This is a genomic window from Halorubrum sp. ASP1, from assembly GCF_005435135.1.
Taxonomy (GTDB): domain Archaea; phylum Halobacteriota; class Halobacteria; order Halobacteriales; family Haloferacaceae; genus Halorubrum; species Halorubrum tropicale.
Genome location: NZ_SGUA01000001.1, coordinates 205,293 through 221,307 on the forward strand (window position 1 = coordinate 205,293; position 16,015 = coordinate 221,307).

At 71.0% G+C, this 16,015-nt stretch carries 13 protein-coding genes; 7 read left to right on the forward strand and 6 right to left on the reverse strand.

Going from position 1 to position 16,015, the window contains the following annotated elements; translation table 11 throughout:
- The first annotated feature begins 84 nt into the window (after positions 1-84).
- The 4 genes from EXE48_RS01075 (at position 85) to EXE48_RS01090 (ending at position 4,392) form a co-directional block, all read left to right on the forward strand.
- Positions 85-1,359 (forward strand): Single-stranded DNA binding protein, encoded by a 1,275-nt coding sequence (locus tag EXE48_RS01075; RefSeq protein WP_053771648.1) that lies wholly within the window; start codon positions 85-87, stop codon positions 1,357-1,359.
- Entirely contained in the window at positions 1,356-2,975 is a 1,620-nt protein-coding gene (locus EXE48_RS01080; protein WP_137710600.1) for a hypothetical protein, read from the forward strand. Before EXE48_RS01075 ends, EXE48_RS01080 begins: the two co-directional genes overlap by 4 nt.
- Positions 2,975-3,745, forward strand: coding sequence for a metallophosphoesterase (locus EXE48_RS01085; protein ID WP_137704784.1), 771 nt, complete (start codon positions 2,975-2,977; stop codon positions 3,743-3,745). The genes EXE48_RS01080 and EXE48_RS01085 overlap by 1 nt, the downstream gene beginning before the upstream one ends.
- Positions 3,746-3,813: 68 nt before the next feature.
- Positions 3,814-4,392 (forward strand): putative phosphothreonine lyase domain-containing protein, encoded by a 579-nt coding sequence (locus EXE48_RS01090; protein WP_137704785.1) that lies wholly within the window; start codon positions 3,814-3,816, stop codon positions 4,390-4,392.
- Between the two features lie 27 nt (positions 4,393-4,419).
- Here the strand turns inward: EXE48_RS01090 and EXE48_RS01095 are convergent, their stop codons facing one another.
- The 6 genes from EXE48_RS01095 to EXE48_RS01120 form a co-directional block, all read right to left on the reverse strand.
- Entirely contained in the window at positions 4,420-4,890 is a 471-nt protein-coding gene (locus EXE48_RS01095; protein ID WP_121599184.1) for a PhlB family protein, read from the reverse strand.
- Complete coding sequence (locus tag EXE48_RS01100) at positions 4,887-6,047, reverse strand: thiolase family protein (RefSeq protein WP_053771643.1); 1,161 nt, start codon at positions 6,045-6,047, stop codon at positions 4,887-4,889. The genes EXE48_RS01095 and EXE48_RS01100 overlap by 4 nt, the downstream gene beginning before the upstream one ends.
- Positions 6,048-6,116: 69 nt before the next feature.
- Positions 6,117-6,857: a bacteriorhodopsin gene (locus tag EXE48_RS01105; RefSeq protein WP_137704786.1), complete on the reverse strand. Its 741-nt coding sequence runs from the start codon at positions 6,855-6,857 to the stop codon at positions 6,117-6,119.
- A complete protein-coding gene (locus EXE48_RS01110) occupies positions 6,854-8,401 on the reverse strand; it encodes a methyl-accepting chemotaxis protein (protein ID WP_241982644.1) in 1,548 nt (515 codons plus the stop codon). Before EXE48_RS01110 ends, EXE48_RS01105 begins: the two co-directional genes overlap by 4 nt.
- Before the next feature lie 121 nt (positions 8,402-8,522).
- The gene (gene mutL, locus EXE48_RS01115) at positions 8,523-10,898 is read right to left on the reverse strand and encodes a DNA mismatch repair endonuclease MutL (protein ID WP_137710601.1); all 2,376 of its coding nucleotides are present in this window, start codon (positions 10,896-10,898) and stop codon (positions 8,523-8,525) included.
- Positions 10,899-11,203: 305 nt separating this feature from the next.
- Positions 11,204-12,337 (reverse strand): ABC transporter ATP-binding protein, encoded by a 1,134-nt coding sequence (locus EXE48_RS01120; RefSeq protein ID WP_121599180.1) that lies wholly within the window; start codon positions 12,335-12,337, stop codon positions 11,204-11,206.
- Positions 12,338-12,609: 272 nt separating this feature from the next.
- Between EXE48_RS01120 and EXE48_RS01125 the strand changes: the two genes are divergently transcribed.
- Genes EXE48_RS01125 through EXE48_RS01135 form a run of 3 tightly spaced genes read left to right on the forward strand, consistent with a single transcriptional unit; the run spans position 12,610 to position 15,995 of the window.
- Positions 12,610-13,905, forward strand: a complete 1,296-nt coding sequence (locus EXE48_RS01125) for an extracellular solute-binding protein (protein WP_240471139.1) — start codon at positions 12,610-12,612, stop codon at positions 13,903-13,905.
- Between the two features lie 15 nt (positions 13,906-13,920).
- Positions 13,921-14,916, forward strand: a complete 996-nt coding sequence (locus tag EXE48_RS01130) for a carbohydrate ABC transporter permease (RefSeq protein ID WP_137710602.1) — start codon at positions 13,921-13,923, stop codon at positions 14,914-14,916.
- The gene (locus EXE48_RS01135; RefSeq protein ID WP_137710603.1) at positions 14,913-15,995 is read left to right on the forward strand and encodes a sugar ABC transporter permease; all 1,083 of its coding nucleotides are present in this window, start codon (positions 14,913-14,915) and stop codon (positions 15,993-15,995) included. Before EXE48_RS01130 ends, EXE48_RS01135 begins: the two co-directional genes overlap by 4 nt.
- The last annotated feature ends 20 nt before the right edge of the window (positions 15,996-16,015 follow it).

A 16,015-nucleotide genomic window follows, 5' to 3' on the forward strand; every position in this document is an offset into this window, starting at 1 on the left:
GCCGTCGCGGGCGCCGCGCTCCCGCCCGCGGCCGGCTCGAACGGTGGTGAATCCTTTTGTGCGGCCGCGCCGAACCTCGCTTCGATGGACGTCAACAGCCATGCCGAGGAGCTCGCCTCCGACCTCGGCGTCGACAAAGAGGAGGTCAAAGCCGACCTACAGAACCTACTGGAGTACAGCGTCCCCATCGACGAGGCGAAACAGAGCGTCCGCCGGAAGCACGGCGGGGGCGGCGGCGGGTCGTCGCCGACCCCGGACGCCGTCGACGTGGGCGAGATCACCACCGAGAACGACGGCGTGACGGTCACCGTCCGCGTGCTGACGCAGGGGACGCGCACCATCCGATACCAGGGCGACGACCTCACGATCCGGGAGGGGGAGGTCGCCGACGAGACCGGCGTCATCTCCTACACCGCGTGGCAGGACTTCGGCTTCGAGCCGGGCGACTCGCTGACGATCGGCAACGCCGGCGTCCGCGAGTGGGAGGGGGCGCCGGAGCTCAACCTCAACGACTCGACGACGGTCGCCATCGCCGACGAGCCCGTCGAGGTCGACCGCGAGGTCGGCGGCGACCGGAGCCTCGTCGACATCGCGGCCGGCGACCGCGGCCGCAACGTCGAGGTCCGGGTGCTGGAGGTCGACGAGAAGACAATCTCCGGCCGCGACGGCGAGACGGAGATCTTAGAGGGGGTCGTCGGCGACGAGACGGCGAAGCTCCCCTTCACCGACTGGCAGCCCCGCTCCGAGATAGCGGTCGGCGCGGACCTCCGCATCGAGGACGTGTACGTCCGGGAGTTCCGCGGCGTCCCCTCGATCAACCTCACGGAGTTCTCGACGGTCACCCCGCTCCCCGACCCGGTCGAGGTCGCCGAGGACGCTCCCCGCCTCTCGGTCGCCGACGCGGTCGGCTCCGGCGGGATGTTCGACGTCGAGGTCGTCGGGAACGTCTTGGAGGTCCGGGACGGCTCCGGACTCATCGAACGCTGTCCGGAGTGCGGCCGCGTCGTCCAGAACGGCCAGTGCCGCAGCCACGGCGACGTGGACGGCGAGGACGACCTGCGCGTGAAGGCCATCCTCGACGACGGCACGGACACCGTCACCGTCGTCCTCGACGACGAGCTCACCGCGGAGGTGTACGGCGGCGGGCTCGACGACGCCCTCGCCGCCGCGAAGGACGCGATGGACAAGCAGGTCGTCGCCGACGACATCGCCGACGCGCTCGTGGGGCGCGCCTACCGCGTCCGCGGGAACCTCTCGGTCGACGACTACGGCGCCACCCTCGACGCGACCGAGTTCGCGCTCGCCGCCGACGACCCTGCCGAGCACGCCCGCGCCGCGCTCGCGGAGGTGGGCGAATGAGCGACGACGGGCCCGGCACGCGCGAGGTCGCCTACCGGGTGTTCGCCGCCGAGTTCGACGACGCCTCGCTGTCGTACTCCGAGAGCGACGAGGAGCGCGCCCCGAACTACGTCGTCACCCCGACCGGCGCGCGGGTGAACCGTCTGTTCACCGCCGGCGTGCTCACCGAGGTCGAGCGCGTCAACGACGAGACGCGGCGCGGCCGCGTCGTCGACCCCTCCGGCGCCTTCGTCACCTACGCGGGCCAGTACCAGCCGGAGGCGCAGACCTTCTTAGAGCGCGCCGACCCGCCGGCGTTCGTCGCGCTCACGGGCAAGGCGCGCACCTTCGAGCCCGAGGACTCCGACCGCGTGTTCACCTCCGTCCGCCCGGAGAGCCTCAACGAGGTCGACGCCGACACCCGCGACCGCTGGGTCGTCTCCGCCGCGGAGGCGACGCTCGACCGCCTCGCGGTGTTCGCGCGGGCGCTCGACTCCGACCTCCGGGGCGACGACCTCCGCGCGGCGCTGGAGGCGGGCGGCGCCCCCGCCCCCCTGGCCGCGGGGATCCCGAAGGCGCTCGACCACTACGGCACCACCGCGGCCTACGCCGAGGCGGTCCGCCGCCTCGCGGTCGACGCCCTAGAGATGATCGCGGGCGACCGCGACGAGGTCCGCGCACTCGACCTCGCCCCCGACGAGGGCGGCGAGACCGCGCTCGGTCCCCTCCCGGAGACCGATGTGACGGTCGTCGAGCCGGCGGCGACGACCGAGGCCGACCGAACCCCGAGCGAGGCCGGCGCCTCCGAGGCGGAACCGTCTCCCGCCGCGAGCGACGCCGATCCGGCCGCGGAGTCGGACTCGGCCGCCGACTCCGGGGCAACCGTCGACGACGACTCGTCGTCCCCCGAGACCGACTCGTCGCTCGGCGACTCGACCGAGGCGTCGACCGACGACGCCGGGTCACAGACGGACGACACGGCCGAACCGGCGTCCGCTTCGACAGCCGAACCCGAATCGCTCGGCGACACTGGCGACTCAACCGAGGCGGCAGCCGACGACGGCGGGCTCGGTGACTTCGACGCCGGCGGCGACGCGGACGCGACGTTCGACGACGGGAGCGAGGCGGACGCGACCGCGGACATCGACCCGGACGCCGACGCCGACGACATGTACCAGCTCGACGACGAAGAGCGCGAGGAGATCGAGTCCGAGTTCGGCACCGACTTCTCGACCGGCACCGAGGTCGATGACCCGGGCGAGGCCGACATCGACGTGCCGGACCCCGAGGACCTCGCCGAGGAGCCGGTCGACGACCCCGCGGCGGCCGCGGACGAGGCGTCCGGCGCCGCGACCGAGGAGAGCGAGCCGGCCGACCCGGCGACCGAGGCCGCCGAACCGACCGAAGACGACGAGTCCGACGCGACAGAGGCCGCCGAGGACGTCGACCTCGAAGCCGCCGCGGTCGCGGCGATGGGCGACCTCGACGACGGCGACGGCGCGCCCCGCGAGGCGGTCGTCGAGCGCGTCGCCGACGACCACGGCGTCGATCCCGGCGCGGTCGAGGACGCCATCCAGGACGCGCTGATGAGCGGGCAGTGTTACGAGCCCGGCGACGGGCTGCTCAAGCCGATCTGATGGCGCGGGTGGAGCCGGTCGTCGGCGAGCCGGCCGCCGTGGCCGACCTCGACGGCGAGCGCGCGGTGCTCGTCGCCGACGTTCACGCCGGCATCGAGGTCGGCCTGCGCTACGAGCGCGGCGTCGAACTGGACTCCCGCACCGGCGAGCGCCGCGAGCGCCTCTGCGACCTGATCGCCGAGACCGACGCCGACCGGCTCGTGGTCCTCGGCGACCTCGCGCACCGAATCGGCGCGCCGGACGGCGACGAGCGCGAGGAACTGGAGACGCTGGTCCGCGCCGTCACGGACCGCGTCCCGATGACGCTCGTCGAGGGGAACCACGACGCGGGCGTCGCGGAGGCGTTCGCGGACGACCTCGACGTGATAGGCCCCGAGGGCGGGCTGATCGGCGACTCCCCGGGAGCCGTCGGCGTCTGTCACGGCCACACCTGGCCGGACCCGGGGCTCCTCGACGCCGACGTCGTGTGTACCGGCCACGAACACCCGCAGGTGCGGCTGGAGGACGCGGTCGGCGGCTCGCGCGTCGAGCGCGCGTGGCTCCGCGGGGAGCTCGATTCCGCGGCGTTCACCGAGTCGGGCGACGAGAGTGACCGCGCGGCCGACGCACCCGAACTCGTCGTCTTCCCCGCGTTCAACGAACGCTCGGGCGGGACGTGGGTGAACGTCGAGGGCCAGTCGTTCCTCGCGCCGTACCTCCCCGCGGCGCTGCCCGCCGCCGACGCCTACCTGCTCGACGGGACGCGGCTCGGCGACTACCGACGGGTCTGAGCGCCGCGAGCCAACGTCCGCGTCGCGACGGACGAGACCGTTTTCACCCACGGCGACGAACCGGCGCCATGGTCACCGACCGGTCGCCGACCGCGATCGACGAGGCCGGGTGGCACTGGCTCCGCGTGAAGCACGTGACCGGGTTCCCGCGACAGGCCCGCGACGCCTACTTCCCGACCCACGACGTGACGCGCCCGGCGGCGACGACCGAGGCGGACCTACCGGAGATCGACCGATCGCGGGCGGACGCGCTCCCGGTCGCCCCCGAGACAGTCCGCGACGCCGACCGCCTCGCGCTGGAGACGACGTACCTGAGCGGGAAGTGGCTCGTCGAGCGCTCCGCGGCGGCGGTCGACGACCTCTGGGAGGGCGTGGTCGAGGACGTCGCGGCCGGGCGGTTCTGGGACGCGAAGGTCACGACCCGCGCCGGCCGCGAGGCCTTCGGCGAGACGGCCCACGCGGTGCTGGTGTTCACGCCGAACTACTTCGACCGGGCGGACGTCGACCGGGTGCGGCGTCGGCTCAGGGAGGTCCACGGCGTGACCGAGGAGATCAGGTACCGCCCCGACGTCTACACGCTCGACGGGGTTCACGAGGACCGGCTCGGTGCGCTCACCGATTCCGCCGCGTCGCGGTTCCGGGCCTGAGGCCCCCGGCCGCGGGGCGCTCTCGAACTACTCGACGGGGCGGAACCGGAACCCGTCCCAGTCCTGGCTCTCCGGCTCGCGGATGCCGGCGCCCGGCTCGCGCAGTTCGCCGGCGTGGACGGGCTCGACGCGGTCGCCGATGGCGACGTCGAACTGCCCGCCGTCTCCGTCGTCGCCCGCTTCCGAGTCGCCCCGCTCGGCCACCTGTCCGAGCGCGCGGACCGGCGGCCCGTCGTAGTCGTCACCCATCTCGAACTCGACGATGGCGAGGGTGTTCGGCTCGCGGACCCCCGGCGGCGTCGCGGTCGAGGTCGTCCACGTGACGACCCGGCCCTCGTACTCGCGGAGGTCGACCGTCCCGACGCGCTCGGCGCCGTCCGGGCTCACGGTGTGGGGCGGGTAGGTGACCGTCCCGTCCGCGTACTCCGCCGCCTCGAAGGTCGGTTCCTCGCCGGGCGCTGCCCCGTCTTCGCCGTCGGTCGTCTCGTTGTCGCTCATTGGCTTCCCTCCAGGATAGTGGTGGTCACGCAGTTCCCGAACCCGCCGACGTTGCAGGCGAGGCCCGTGTCGGCCTCGACCTGTCGCGGGCCGGCGTCGCCCGTCACCTGCTTGAATATCTCGTACACCTGCGCGACGCCGCTCGCCCCGAGCGGATGGCCCTTCGACTTGAGGCCGCCCGAGGTGTTGATCGGCAGGTCGCCGTCGCGGTCGGTGACGCCCTCCTCGACCGCCTTCCACCCCTCGCCCTTCTCGAAGAAGCCGAGGTCCTCGCTCTGGAGGAACTCCAGGATGGTGAACATGTCGTGGAGCTCCGCCACGTCGACGTCGTCCGGACCGATGCCGGCCATCTCGTAGGCGATGTCCGAGGAGTCCGCGACCCCGCCCATCGTCGTCGGGTCCGCGCGCTCGTGGACGACGTGGGTGTCGGTCGCGCCGCCGATCCCGCTGATCACGGCGTAGCTCCCGTCGGGCGCGTACTCCTCAGCGACGGACTCGGGGCAGAACACGAGTGCCGCCGAGCCGTCCGTGATCGGGCAGAAGTCGTACAGCCGGAGGGGATCGGCGACGACCGGCGAGTCGAGGACGGTGTCGAGGTCGACCTCCTTCCGAAACTGCGCGTGCGGGTTGTCGACCCCGTTCCTGTGATTCTTCACCGCGACCTTCCCGAGGCTCTCGCGTGGCGCGTCGTACTCGTCGAGATAGAGCCGCGCGGTGAGCCCCGCGAACGAGGGGAGCGTCACGCCGTGTTTGTACTCGACCGGGTGGGTGAGCGACGCGATCACGTCGGTCGCCTCCGCGGTCGTCCGGTGGGTCATCTTCTCGCCGCCGACCAGCATGGTGAGGTCGCTCGCGCCGGACGCGACCGACTGCCACGCGGCGTACACGCCCGCCCCGCCCGACGAGGAGGTCTGGTCGATCCGCGCGGTATAGGCCGGCTGGGCCGCCAGATCGTGGGCCAGCGCGTTCGGGACGCCGGTCTGCCCCTCGAACTCGCCGCTGGCCATGTTCGAGACGTACAGGTGATCGAGGTCGTCGCCGTCGACGCCGGCGTCGTCGAGCGCGGCCGCGCCCGCCTCCGCCAGCAGCTCCCGCACCCAGGCGTCGCGCTGCCCGAACGGGGTCATCGACGCGCCGACGATCGCTACGCGTTCCATACCGCCGGGTCCGTCGCAGTCGCCTAAAACGTACCTCTCTGCGGTCGCCGGGATCGCCCCCGGCCCGACTCAGTCGGCGGCGGTCGGGGCGTCGTCGCCGACCGCGGCGGCCGCCTCGCGCTCCGCGGCCGCCGCGGACACCACGTCGGTGAACGCCTGCCGCCGCGCGTAGAAGAAGTAGACGTACGGCACCTTCGCCAGCACGTCGAGGAAGGCGTACGTCAGCGCGGCGCCGACCGCGCCGGTGAATCCGATCCCCGACGGGCCCATCAGCCAGACGAACGGGTACGCGAGCCACAGCAGCCCGACGTGATTCTTCAGCAGGCTGAACAGCCCCCGCTGCATCGGGTCGTCGGGGACCGACCGCGGGAATATCAGGTACAGATACGCGAACAGCGTGACGTGGAACAGCGCCGAGACGCCGAACAGCACCCACCTGAGCGTCCCGTCGGCGACGACCGCACCGGCGCCGAACGCGATCATCAGCGCGTCGGCGACCATCACGCCCGCGATTGCGCGGCGCGACGCGCCGGCGACGTAGCCGATGAACCCGACGAGCAGCGGCGTGGTGACGATCCAGTCGACGTATCGGAGCCCGACCAGCTCGTTCCCGTTCACCGTCACGGTCCCGATTCCGAGCGCCATCCCGACGTACGCGAGCCCGGCGAACCCGGGGATCGCCGCCAGCGCCGCCAGTCGGCCGCGGTGCTCCGACCCGTTGAGCTTCGCGTACAGCGCCGCGGTGATCCCCAGCCCGACGAGGAAGCCGACGGCCGCGATCCAGTACGCGGCGGTGACGGGACCGGTCATCGCGCACCCCCGTCGGTCGTCGCCCGCGAGCGGCCGGCACCGCCCTCGGCGGCCGGGCCGCCGGTCCCGGCGTCGCTCCCCTCGACGGTGAAGGCCGCGACGCGGTCCTGGAGCGTCGTCACGGCGTCGGTCTGGAACTCGCGCAGCGAGTCGGACACGTCCTCGACGACCGACTGTCCCTCCTGTATCTCCGCCGCCGTCTCCTCTGCCGTCTCAGCGGTCTCCGTGCTGAGCTCCGTGATCTCGTCGACGGACTCCGCGGTGTCCTGTACCGTGTCCGCCTGGTCAGCCGTCGTCCGGCGGATCTCCCCGAGCGACCCGCTGATCTCGTCGACTGAGTCGGCGATCGACTCGATGTCGGAGAGCGTCGACTCCACCGTGTCCGTCCCGGTCTGGACGCGTTCCTGCGTCGAGCGGATCGACACCGTCACCTCCTCGGTCTGGTCCGCGATCTCGTCTATCATCTCGTCGATCTCGTTCGCGCGCGACTGCGTCTCCTCGGCGAGCCCCTTCACCTCCTCGGCGACCACGCTGAACCCGTCGCCCGAGCCGTCCGCGCGGGCCGCCTCGATCGAGGCGTTCAGCGCGAGCATGTCGGTCTGCTCGGCGATCTCGCCGATGATGTCGACGATCTCGGTGATCTCGTCCATCCCCTCCTGGAGCCGCTCGACCCGGTCGACGGCGCGTTCGGCCTCCGACTCGACCTCGGCCATCTCGTCGAGCGCGCTCTGGGAGGAGCTGCGCGCGTCGTCGCTCGTCGCGGCGACCGCCTCGCTCCGGTCCGACAGGTCGTCGACGGTCGCCGCGATCTCCTCGGCCGAGGCGCTGATGTTCTCGACGTCGGCGGCGATCGACTCCAGCTCCGCGCGCTGGTCGCTCGCCTGTCCCCGGATCGTCGTCGCGCTCTCGGTCGCGCTGGCGACGCGCTGTTCAACCTCGTTGCTCATCTCCGCCATCTCGCCGGCGTCGGCCTCGATCCGATCGGCCATCTCCCGGACCGTCTCCACGGTCGCCTGGAGGTCGTCCATCATCTGGTTGAACGACTCCCCGACGGTCGCGAGGCTCTCGTCGCTCGCGTCGACGTCGACCCGGCGCGTGAGGTCGCCGGTCGCCGCCTCCTCCATCACCTCGGCGTAGCGGTCGGCCGTCCGGCGATACCGTTCGGCCATCTCCGTCGCCTCCGCCCGCGCGCCCTCGAGCTCGTCCTGCGTCCGCTCCATCTCCGCGAGGCGGTCCTTCAGCGAGACCCGCATCTCCTCGATGGAGCCCGCCAGTTCGCCGAACTCGTCGGTCCGCGTGGACCGGACCTCCCGGTCGATGTCGCCGTTCGCGACGCGTCGCGTCTGCGCGCCGATCTCCGTGACGCTGGCGATCGTCTCGGCCGCGTTGATCGACCCCAGCGTCAGCAGTCCGGCGACCGCCGCGACGACCGTCGCGTTCGCGTCGTTCGTGACCACGCCGACTGAGACGATGAACGCCCCCGTCGCGACGTACCCGACCCCCAGTTTCGCCCCGTAGCTGTCTTTCACCGCTGCGATCGGCATACGATCTAACAGGCGAACCAACGTGTTAAACGGCGGCCCGCTGCTATCATACGTGATATCCGAAATCGGCGGCGGGCCTGAATCCGCGTCCCCGTGTCGCCGGGCGCGCTCTCGGCGGACGCTACTCCGCGCGTCGCCCGCCGTGGCCCGGGTAGTCGCGCTCGAAGCGCGACCCGATCTCCTCGCGGTCGAGCCGGATCACGACCGGGCGCCCGTGCGGGCAGGCGTAGGGGTTCTCGCAGGCGTCGAGCCGGTCGAGGAGGTCGACGACGCGCCCCTCGGTGAGCGAGGTGTTCCCCGTCACCGAGGGGTAACAGGCGAGGTCGGCGAGCAGCTCGTCGACCGCGTCGGCGACCGGCTCGTCGCCCGCGGCCGCGTCGTCGACCAGCGCGGACAGCGCGTCCCGCAGGAGGTCGGGGTCGAGCGCGGCGTCGAAGACGGCCGGGACGGCCGTGACGGCGACCTCGCGGTCGCCCGCGCGCTCGGCCCGGAACCCGATCCTCGCGAGGTCGTCGACGAACTCCTCGAACAGCGCCGCCTCGCGCGCCGTCAGCTCGATGCGGACCGGCTCCGCGAGCGCCTGCGCGTCCGCGCCGTCCGCGAACGCCGCCTTCAGCCGCTCGTAGTTCACCCGCTCGTCGGCCGCGTGCTGGTCGATCAGCACGAGCCCGTCCGGCGCCTCGGCGACGACGTACGTCTCGTGGAGCTGTCCCAGCACCCGCAGCGAGGGCAGCGAGTCGAACTCGCGCTCGCGCTCGGTCCCCTCGCCGCCGAGGGTCCGCTGCCGCGTCGCGGGGCGCGCCCGCGACGACTCTTCCGCGGGGGTTCGGTCCTCCTCGCCGGCCGCCGCCGCGCCGCGGTCGGGTCTGTCGCCGACCGAGCGGGCGCCGGTCGGCGACCCGCAGTCCGGCGAATCGGGGCCCCGGTCGGCCGCGTCGGTCAGCGTCTCCGCGGCGTCACCGGTCGCCCCCGCGACCTCGTCGGTCTCCGTCGTCGACTCGTCGCCGCGGTCCGCGGGGTCCGACTGCCAGTCCCGCGGGGACGGGCGCGCGTCGCCGCCCGCGTCGGTGCGCCCGGGATCCGCCTGTTCGCCGGCCGATCCGTCCGTCGACGCGCCCTCGCCGCCCAGCCCGTCGACCGACCACGCCGCGTCGTCCGCGGGGTCCAGCTCTGTCGGCGCCGACGAGTCGTCGCCGCCCTCGGCCGCGTCCTCGTCGGCCGGGGCGGCGTCCTCGTCGGCCCCAAGGACTTCGTCGTCGCGAGCGTCCTCCGAGCCGCCTCCGGCCTCCGCCGGGTCGCCCGACGCGGCGGACTCGGCCGCGGGCTCGCGCCCCTCGCGCGCGGCGCGCTCGTGGTCGGTGTCCGCGCCGCCGACGGCCTCGACGTCGGGCGTCTCCGGGGCGACCGCGGTCTCGTCGGGCGCCGACTGCCCGCGGGGCGCCGTCGAGCGGATAAGCCCGTGGTCGAGGAGGGCGTCCTCGACGGCCGTCTCGACCGCCGAGCGGACCGCCGGCTCCTCGTCGAACCGGACCTCCAGTTTTCGGGGGTGAACGTTCACGTCCACGTCGCCGGCCGGGACCTCGACGAAGAGGACCGCGAACGGGTAGCGGTCGGGCGCCAGCTGGCCGCCGTAGGCGTCGAGGGTCGCCTCCCGGAGCGCGCTCGCGGTGACGTACCGCCCGTTGACGTACGTCGAGAGGTAGTCGCGCGTCGAGCGCGCCGTCTCGGGGTGCGAGACGAGTCCCGTCACGCGCTCGACCGGGGCGCCGTCGGCGTCGGCCGTACCGCCCGCTTCTCCCGCCTCGGGCGTCCAGTCCACGTCGATCATCGACTCGGCGACCTCGCGGCCGTAGACCGCGAGGACGGCCGACCGGAGGTCGCCGTTCCCCTCGGTCGCGAACGTCTCCCGCCCGTCGTGTTCTAAGGAGACCGCCACGTCGGGGTTCGCGAGCGCGTAGCTCGTCACGACCGTGTTCACGTGGTCGAACTCCGTCGCCGTCCGCTTGAGGAACTTCTCGCGGGCGGGCGTGTTGAAGAAGAGGTCGTCGACCTCGACGGTCGTGCCCGCGGGGCAGCCGGCCGGCCGGACCTCGCCCACGTCGCCGCCCTCGACGGTGATCTCCGCGCCGGCCTCGGCGTCCGGGGGGCGCGACCGCACCGTCAGCCGGGAGACGGCGCCGACGGTGTACAGGGCCTCGCCGCGGAAGCCGAGGGTGCCGACGCCGCGGTCGAGGTCCTCGATATCGCCGATCTTCGAGGTGGCGTGCTCCGCGACGGCCGCCTCCAGCTGGTCTTCGGGAATCCCCACGCCGTCGTCGCGGACGCGGATCCCCTCCGTCCCGCCGGACTCGACCGACACCGCCACGCGGCTCGCGCCCGCGTCGAGGCTGTTCTCGACCAGCTCCTTCACGACGCTCGCGGGGCGCTCAACGACCTCGCCGGCCGCGATCCGCTGGACGGTCCGCTCGTCCAACCGCTCGATGTCTGGCGGCTCCATGCGTACGGACCGTCCGACGAGCGCGCACTTCAAGCCGTTGTCGGCGGCGACGCGAGACGGAGGACTCGCCGCGACGCGGCTCGATCTATATACAAACCCGCGGTGGCGCGCGCCTCCGAGCGGTCGGCAGGCGGTCAAGGAGCGCACCGAGCGCATCGAGTCGTCGCGGCCGGGGTTCGGCGGTGTTCTGCCGAAACGGCGGGTTCATACCGAGCAGCGGAGCTAACAGCGTCCGTCTCCGATTCGGCGAGAAAGTACGAACGATCGGTTCATACGCCGCCGCGATCGCCGAACATCGACCGTCCCTAAGCGACCGCGGCCGCGATCTCCTCTTCGGTCAGGAACACGTCCTCGCCGGTCTCGGGGTCGAACAGGTGGAGGTCCGCCTCGTCGAAGGTGACGCCGACCTCGTCGCCGGCCTCGGGCTGAACGTCCGCGGGCGACCGCGCGAGGAAGTCCTCGCTCACGTCGAGGTGGACGTAGTTGTCGGAGCCGATGGGCTCGACGACCTCGACGGTCGCCGTGAGGGTCTCCTCGCCCGTCGGCCGCTCGACGACCCCGATGTTCTCGGGGCGGACGCCGAGGGTGTACGGGCCGCTCTCGAGGTCGTGGCCCGCGACGTAGTCGCGGCTGAGCGGGAACGCGAGCCCGGACGCCTCGTCCCGGATCGTCGCCGTCGTCCCGTCGGTCTCCACGTCGACGTCGAGGAAGTTCATCGACGGCGAGCCGATGAAGCCGGCGACGAACTCGTTGACCGGGTTCTGGTACACCTCGGTCGGCTCGCCGACCTGCTGGAGCTTCCCGTCGTTCAGGATGGCGAGGCGGTCGCCCATCGTCATCGCCTCCTCCTGGTCGTGGGTGACGTACATCGCGGTGACGCCGAACTCCTTCTGGAGCTTCTGGATCTCCGCGCGCATCTCCGTGCGGAGCTTCGCGTCGAGGTTCGAGAGCGGCTCGTCGAAGAGGAACACCTCCGGCTCGCGGGCGATGGCGCGGCCGAGCGCGACGCGCTGCTTCTGGCCGCCGGAGAGCTCGTCGGGCTTGTCGTCGAGCAGGTCCTCGATGCCCATCATCTCGGCCATCTCGCGGACGCGCTCGTGGCGCTCCTCCGTCGTCATATCGGTGCTCATCTTGAGCCCGAACGCCATGTTCTCGCGGACCGTCTTGTGGGGGTACAGCGCGTAGTTCTGGAACACCATCGCGACCGGGCGCTCCTTCGCGTGGATGTCGGTGACGTCCTCGTCGTCGAAGCTGACGGTGCCGGAGGTCGGCTCTTCGAGCCCCGCGACCATCCGGAGCGTGGTCGTCTTCCCGCACCCCGACGGCCCGACGACGGTCACGAACTCGCCGTCGTCGATCTCTAGGTCCAGGTCGTCGACGGCGACGATGGTTCCTCGGTCGAACTCCTTCCGGAGCGTGTCGAGCGTGACGCGTGCCATTTCCCTGAAGACCGGTCCGCTTGCATATGAGTTCTTTGCTGTTTCCCTGATATATGGTGAACAATCTCTTCTCAAATATCCGCATTTCCTCGTCCGGATCGGTCGTTCCGGCAGAATCGGGCGGAGACAGCCCTCACGAGCGGAAACGGCGCTCCCGACTCGGTCGAGTCGATCGTCGAACGACTCGGTCGACGCGGATCGATCCCGATCGATCGGAACGTACCCCAAACACTAAATGTATGAAAATATAATTCATCATTTGTTCTGGACTCATGAACGAGAAACGTAGAACGCTGCTCAAGGCGATGGGGGGAACGACTGCGCTCGCGGGGCTCGCGGGCTGTATCAGCACCGGCGGCGACGGCGGTGACGGCGGCGACGGGTCCGACGGATCGGACGGGTCGGACGGATCCGACGGGTCGGACGGATCCGACGGCGGAAACACCGGGTCCGCGCGGCTGTGGACGGACCTCTCCGACGCCGAGGACGAGGCGATGACCGACTACATCGACCAGTACGAGTCGGAGACGGGCAACACCATCAACAAGGAGGCGCCCGGCGGCGAGCTCGACCAGCAGCTCGAAACCGCGATCCCGGCCGGTGACGGTCCCGACTCGTGGATCTGGGCGCACGACTGGGTCGGCCGCTTCGCGGTCCGCGAGGACCCGCCGTTCCTCTACGACGCGAGCGACGACGTCGACGTCTCGCTCGACAGCTACACGCAGGCGGCGCGCGAGGCGGCGCAGTTCAACGACGGGCTCTACGGGCTCCCGTTCGCCTCCGAGACCGTTACGCTGTTCTACAACAAGGACATGGTCGACGAGCCGCCGGAGACCCTAGAGGAGATGGTCTCGATCATGGACGAGCACCACGATCCCGAGAACGGCCAGTATGGCCTCTCGTACCCCGTGACGGACCCGTACTTCGCCAGCGGGTTCATCCAGGCGTACGGCGGGAACATCTTCGACGAGCAGAACCTCGAGGTCGGCGTCGACAGCGACGCGTGTAAGCGCGGGATGGACGCCCTCGAGACGGTGTCGCAGTACGTCCCGGCCGACCCCGGCTACGAGTCGCAGATCGTGGCGTTCGCGGACGGCCTCGCGCCGTTCGCGATCAACGGCCCGTGGGAGCTCGGGAACCTCCAGGAGTCGATCGAGAACCTCGGCGTCACGACGCTGCCGACCGTCGACGGGAACCACCCGCGCACGTACTCGGGCATCCAGCTGTTCTACTTCTCGTCGATGCTGGCCGACGCCGACCAGTCCACGGTCGACGCGGCGACCGGCCTCGCCGAGTGGTACACCACCAACGAGGAGATCATCCAGACCAACGCCGCGGAACAGGGGTACATCCCCGTCCTGGCCGACGTCGTTGGCAACGGCGACCTCTCCTCGGAGGTCCAGGCGTTCGCCAAGCAGGTCGACCACGGCGTCCCGATCCCGACGCACCCGGACATGGACAGCGTCTGGACGCCCGTGACGGAGGCGTTGGAGCGCGTCTTCAACGACGAACAGGACAGCGACGCCGCGCTCGACCAAGCAGCCTCCGAGATCCGGGAGGCGCTGTAGGCCCCGCTCGGAGCGATGGCCTCTTCGCAACCCCGAACCGGCGTGAGCGCACTGGCGCGCCTGCGGTCGGCGCTGCCGTTCTCCAGTCGCGACTGGGGGCTGCTCCTCGTCGCGCCCGGCGTGCTGCTCTTCTCGAGTTTCATGCTGTACCCCATCTTCTACCTCTTCTACATCTCGCTCACCGACGCGACGTTCGCCGGGTCGGTGATCGGCGGCGGCGCCGAGCTGATCGGGCTAGCGAACTACGTCCAACTGATCGGCGACTCGCAGTTCTGGACGTCGATGACGACGACGTGGCTGTTCGTCGCCGTCTCGCTCGTGATCAAGGTGATCCTCGCGGTCGGGATCGCGCTCCTCTTGAACCACGTCCGGGTCGCGGGCAAGCGCTACATGCGCGCGGCGGTGATCGTCCCGCTGGGGTTCCCCGGCATCTTCACGATCACCGTCTGGCGCGGGATGTTCAGCGACGCGCGCTTCGGCGTGTTCAACACCATCCTGGGCCGGTACAACGACGTGATGTCGTCGCTGTCGGCCCCGCAGGCCCTGCTGTTCGACGTGCCCGTCGGGTTCCTCAGCGGTCGCTGGGAGGCGTTCTTCGCGTACGTCACCACCGAGGTGTGGCTGGCGTACCCGTTCATGGTGATCATCATCGTGAGCGCCCTTCAGGACGTGCCGAAGTCGCTCCACGAGGCCGCGATGGTCGACGGCGCGGGAGCGCTCCAGCGGTTCCGGACCGTGACGCTGCCCGCCATCAAGGGGCCGGTCCTGTTCGCGTCGATCCTCACGGCCGCGACGTCGTTCCAGCAGTTCCTGATCCCGTGGGTGTTCAACCAGGGCGGGCCGTCGAGACAGAACGAGCTGATCATCGTGTACGGCTACCGCGAGGCGATCACGTTCAACCAGTTCGGCCTGTCGGCCGCGATCCTGATCGTCGGGATCGGGTTCGTCGGGCTGTTCATGTACGTCGCCGTGCGCTACGGCGGCCTCGCCGAGGGGGTGGGTGACGAATGAACCCCCTCGAGTCCGCGGTCGCGCTAGTCGCTGGCGCGGTCGGGCTGATCCGCTCGAAGCTGATCGGCCTCGCGACCGCGCCGAAGCGGTTCGTCGTGGTGATCCAGCGGGCGGTATACGACGTCCGCACGGGGAAACGCAGCGCCTGGGACGTGGCCAAGAGCGTCCTGATGACGCTGTTCGGCCTCGCGATGGTGCTCGTGCTGCTGTTCCCGCTGTTCTGGATCACGACCGCGTCGCTCGCGGAGGGGTCGCGGCTGTTCAACACGAGCGGCATCTTCCCGGACCCGTCGACGTACAACCTCGGCGCGTACCGGTGGGTGATCTTCGAGTCCGACTTCTTCTTCGTCGACGGCGACTGGGGGTACCCCCAGCTGGTCCTCGGCGGCGGGGACGGGCTCGTGAGCTTCCGGTGGGCCGGCACGGAGACCGGTCCCGGGGCCGTGTTCAACAGCCTCTACATCGTCAGCGTGACGCTCGCGGCCGGCTTCGGGATGATCGTCCCGGCGGCGTACGCGTTCTCGCGCCGCAAGTTCGTCGGCCGCAAGCGCATCCTCTACGGCTACGTCCTCTTCACGCAGATCGGCGCCGGCCTGTCTATCGCGACGCTCGTGGCGCTGTACTCGCTGTTCAGCACCTACGGGCTCACGAACAACCTGTTCGTCCTCGGGCTCTTCTACGCCGCGTCGGCGATCCCGTTCAACACGTGGCTGCTGAAGACGTACATGGACAACATTCCCGTCTCCTACGAGGAGGCGGCGATGGTCGACGGCGCGAGCTTCCTCGACACGATCCGGGAAGTGATCCTCCCGCTGACGAAGCCGGGGCTCGCCGTCGTCCTGATCTTCGTCTGGCTGGCCGGCTGGAACGAGTTCATCATCGCGCAGACGCTCCTGCGCCCCGAGAACTACCCGCTCTCGGTGGAGCTGTACAACATCGCGACCGAGGGCCGGTTCTCGACGCCGTGGACGCGGTTCGCGGCGTTCGCGAACCTGTTCGCGCTCCCGGTGGCGATCGTCTACTTCGCCGCCCAGCGCTCCGTCGAGGACGGCCTCTCGTTCGGCGGGATGGAAGGGTAGCGGACCCGACCGTCCCGTCT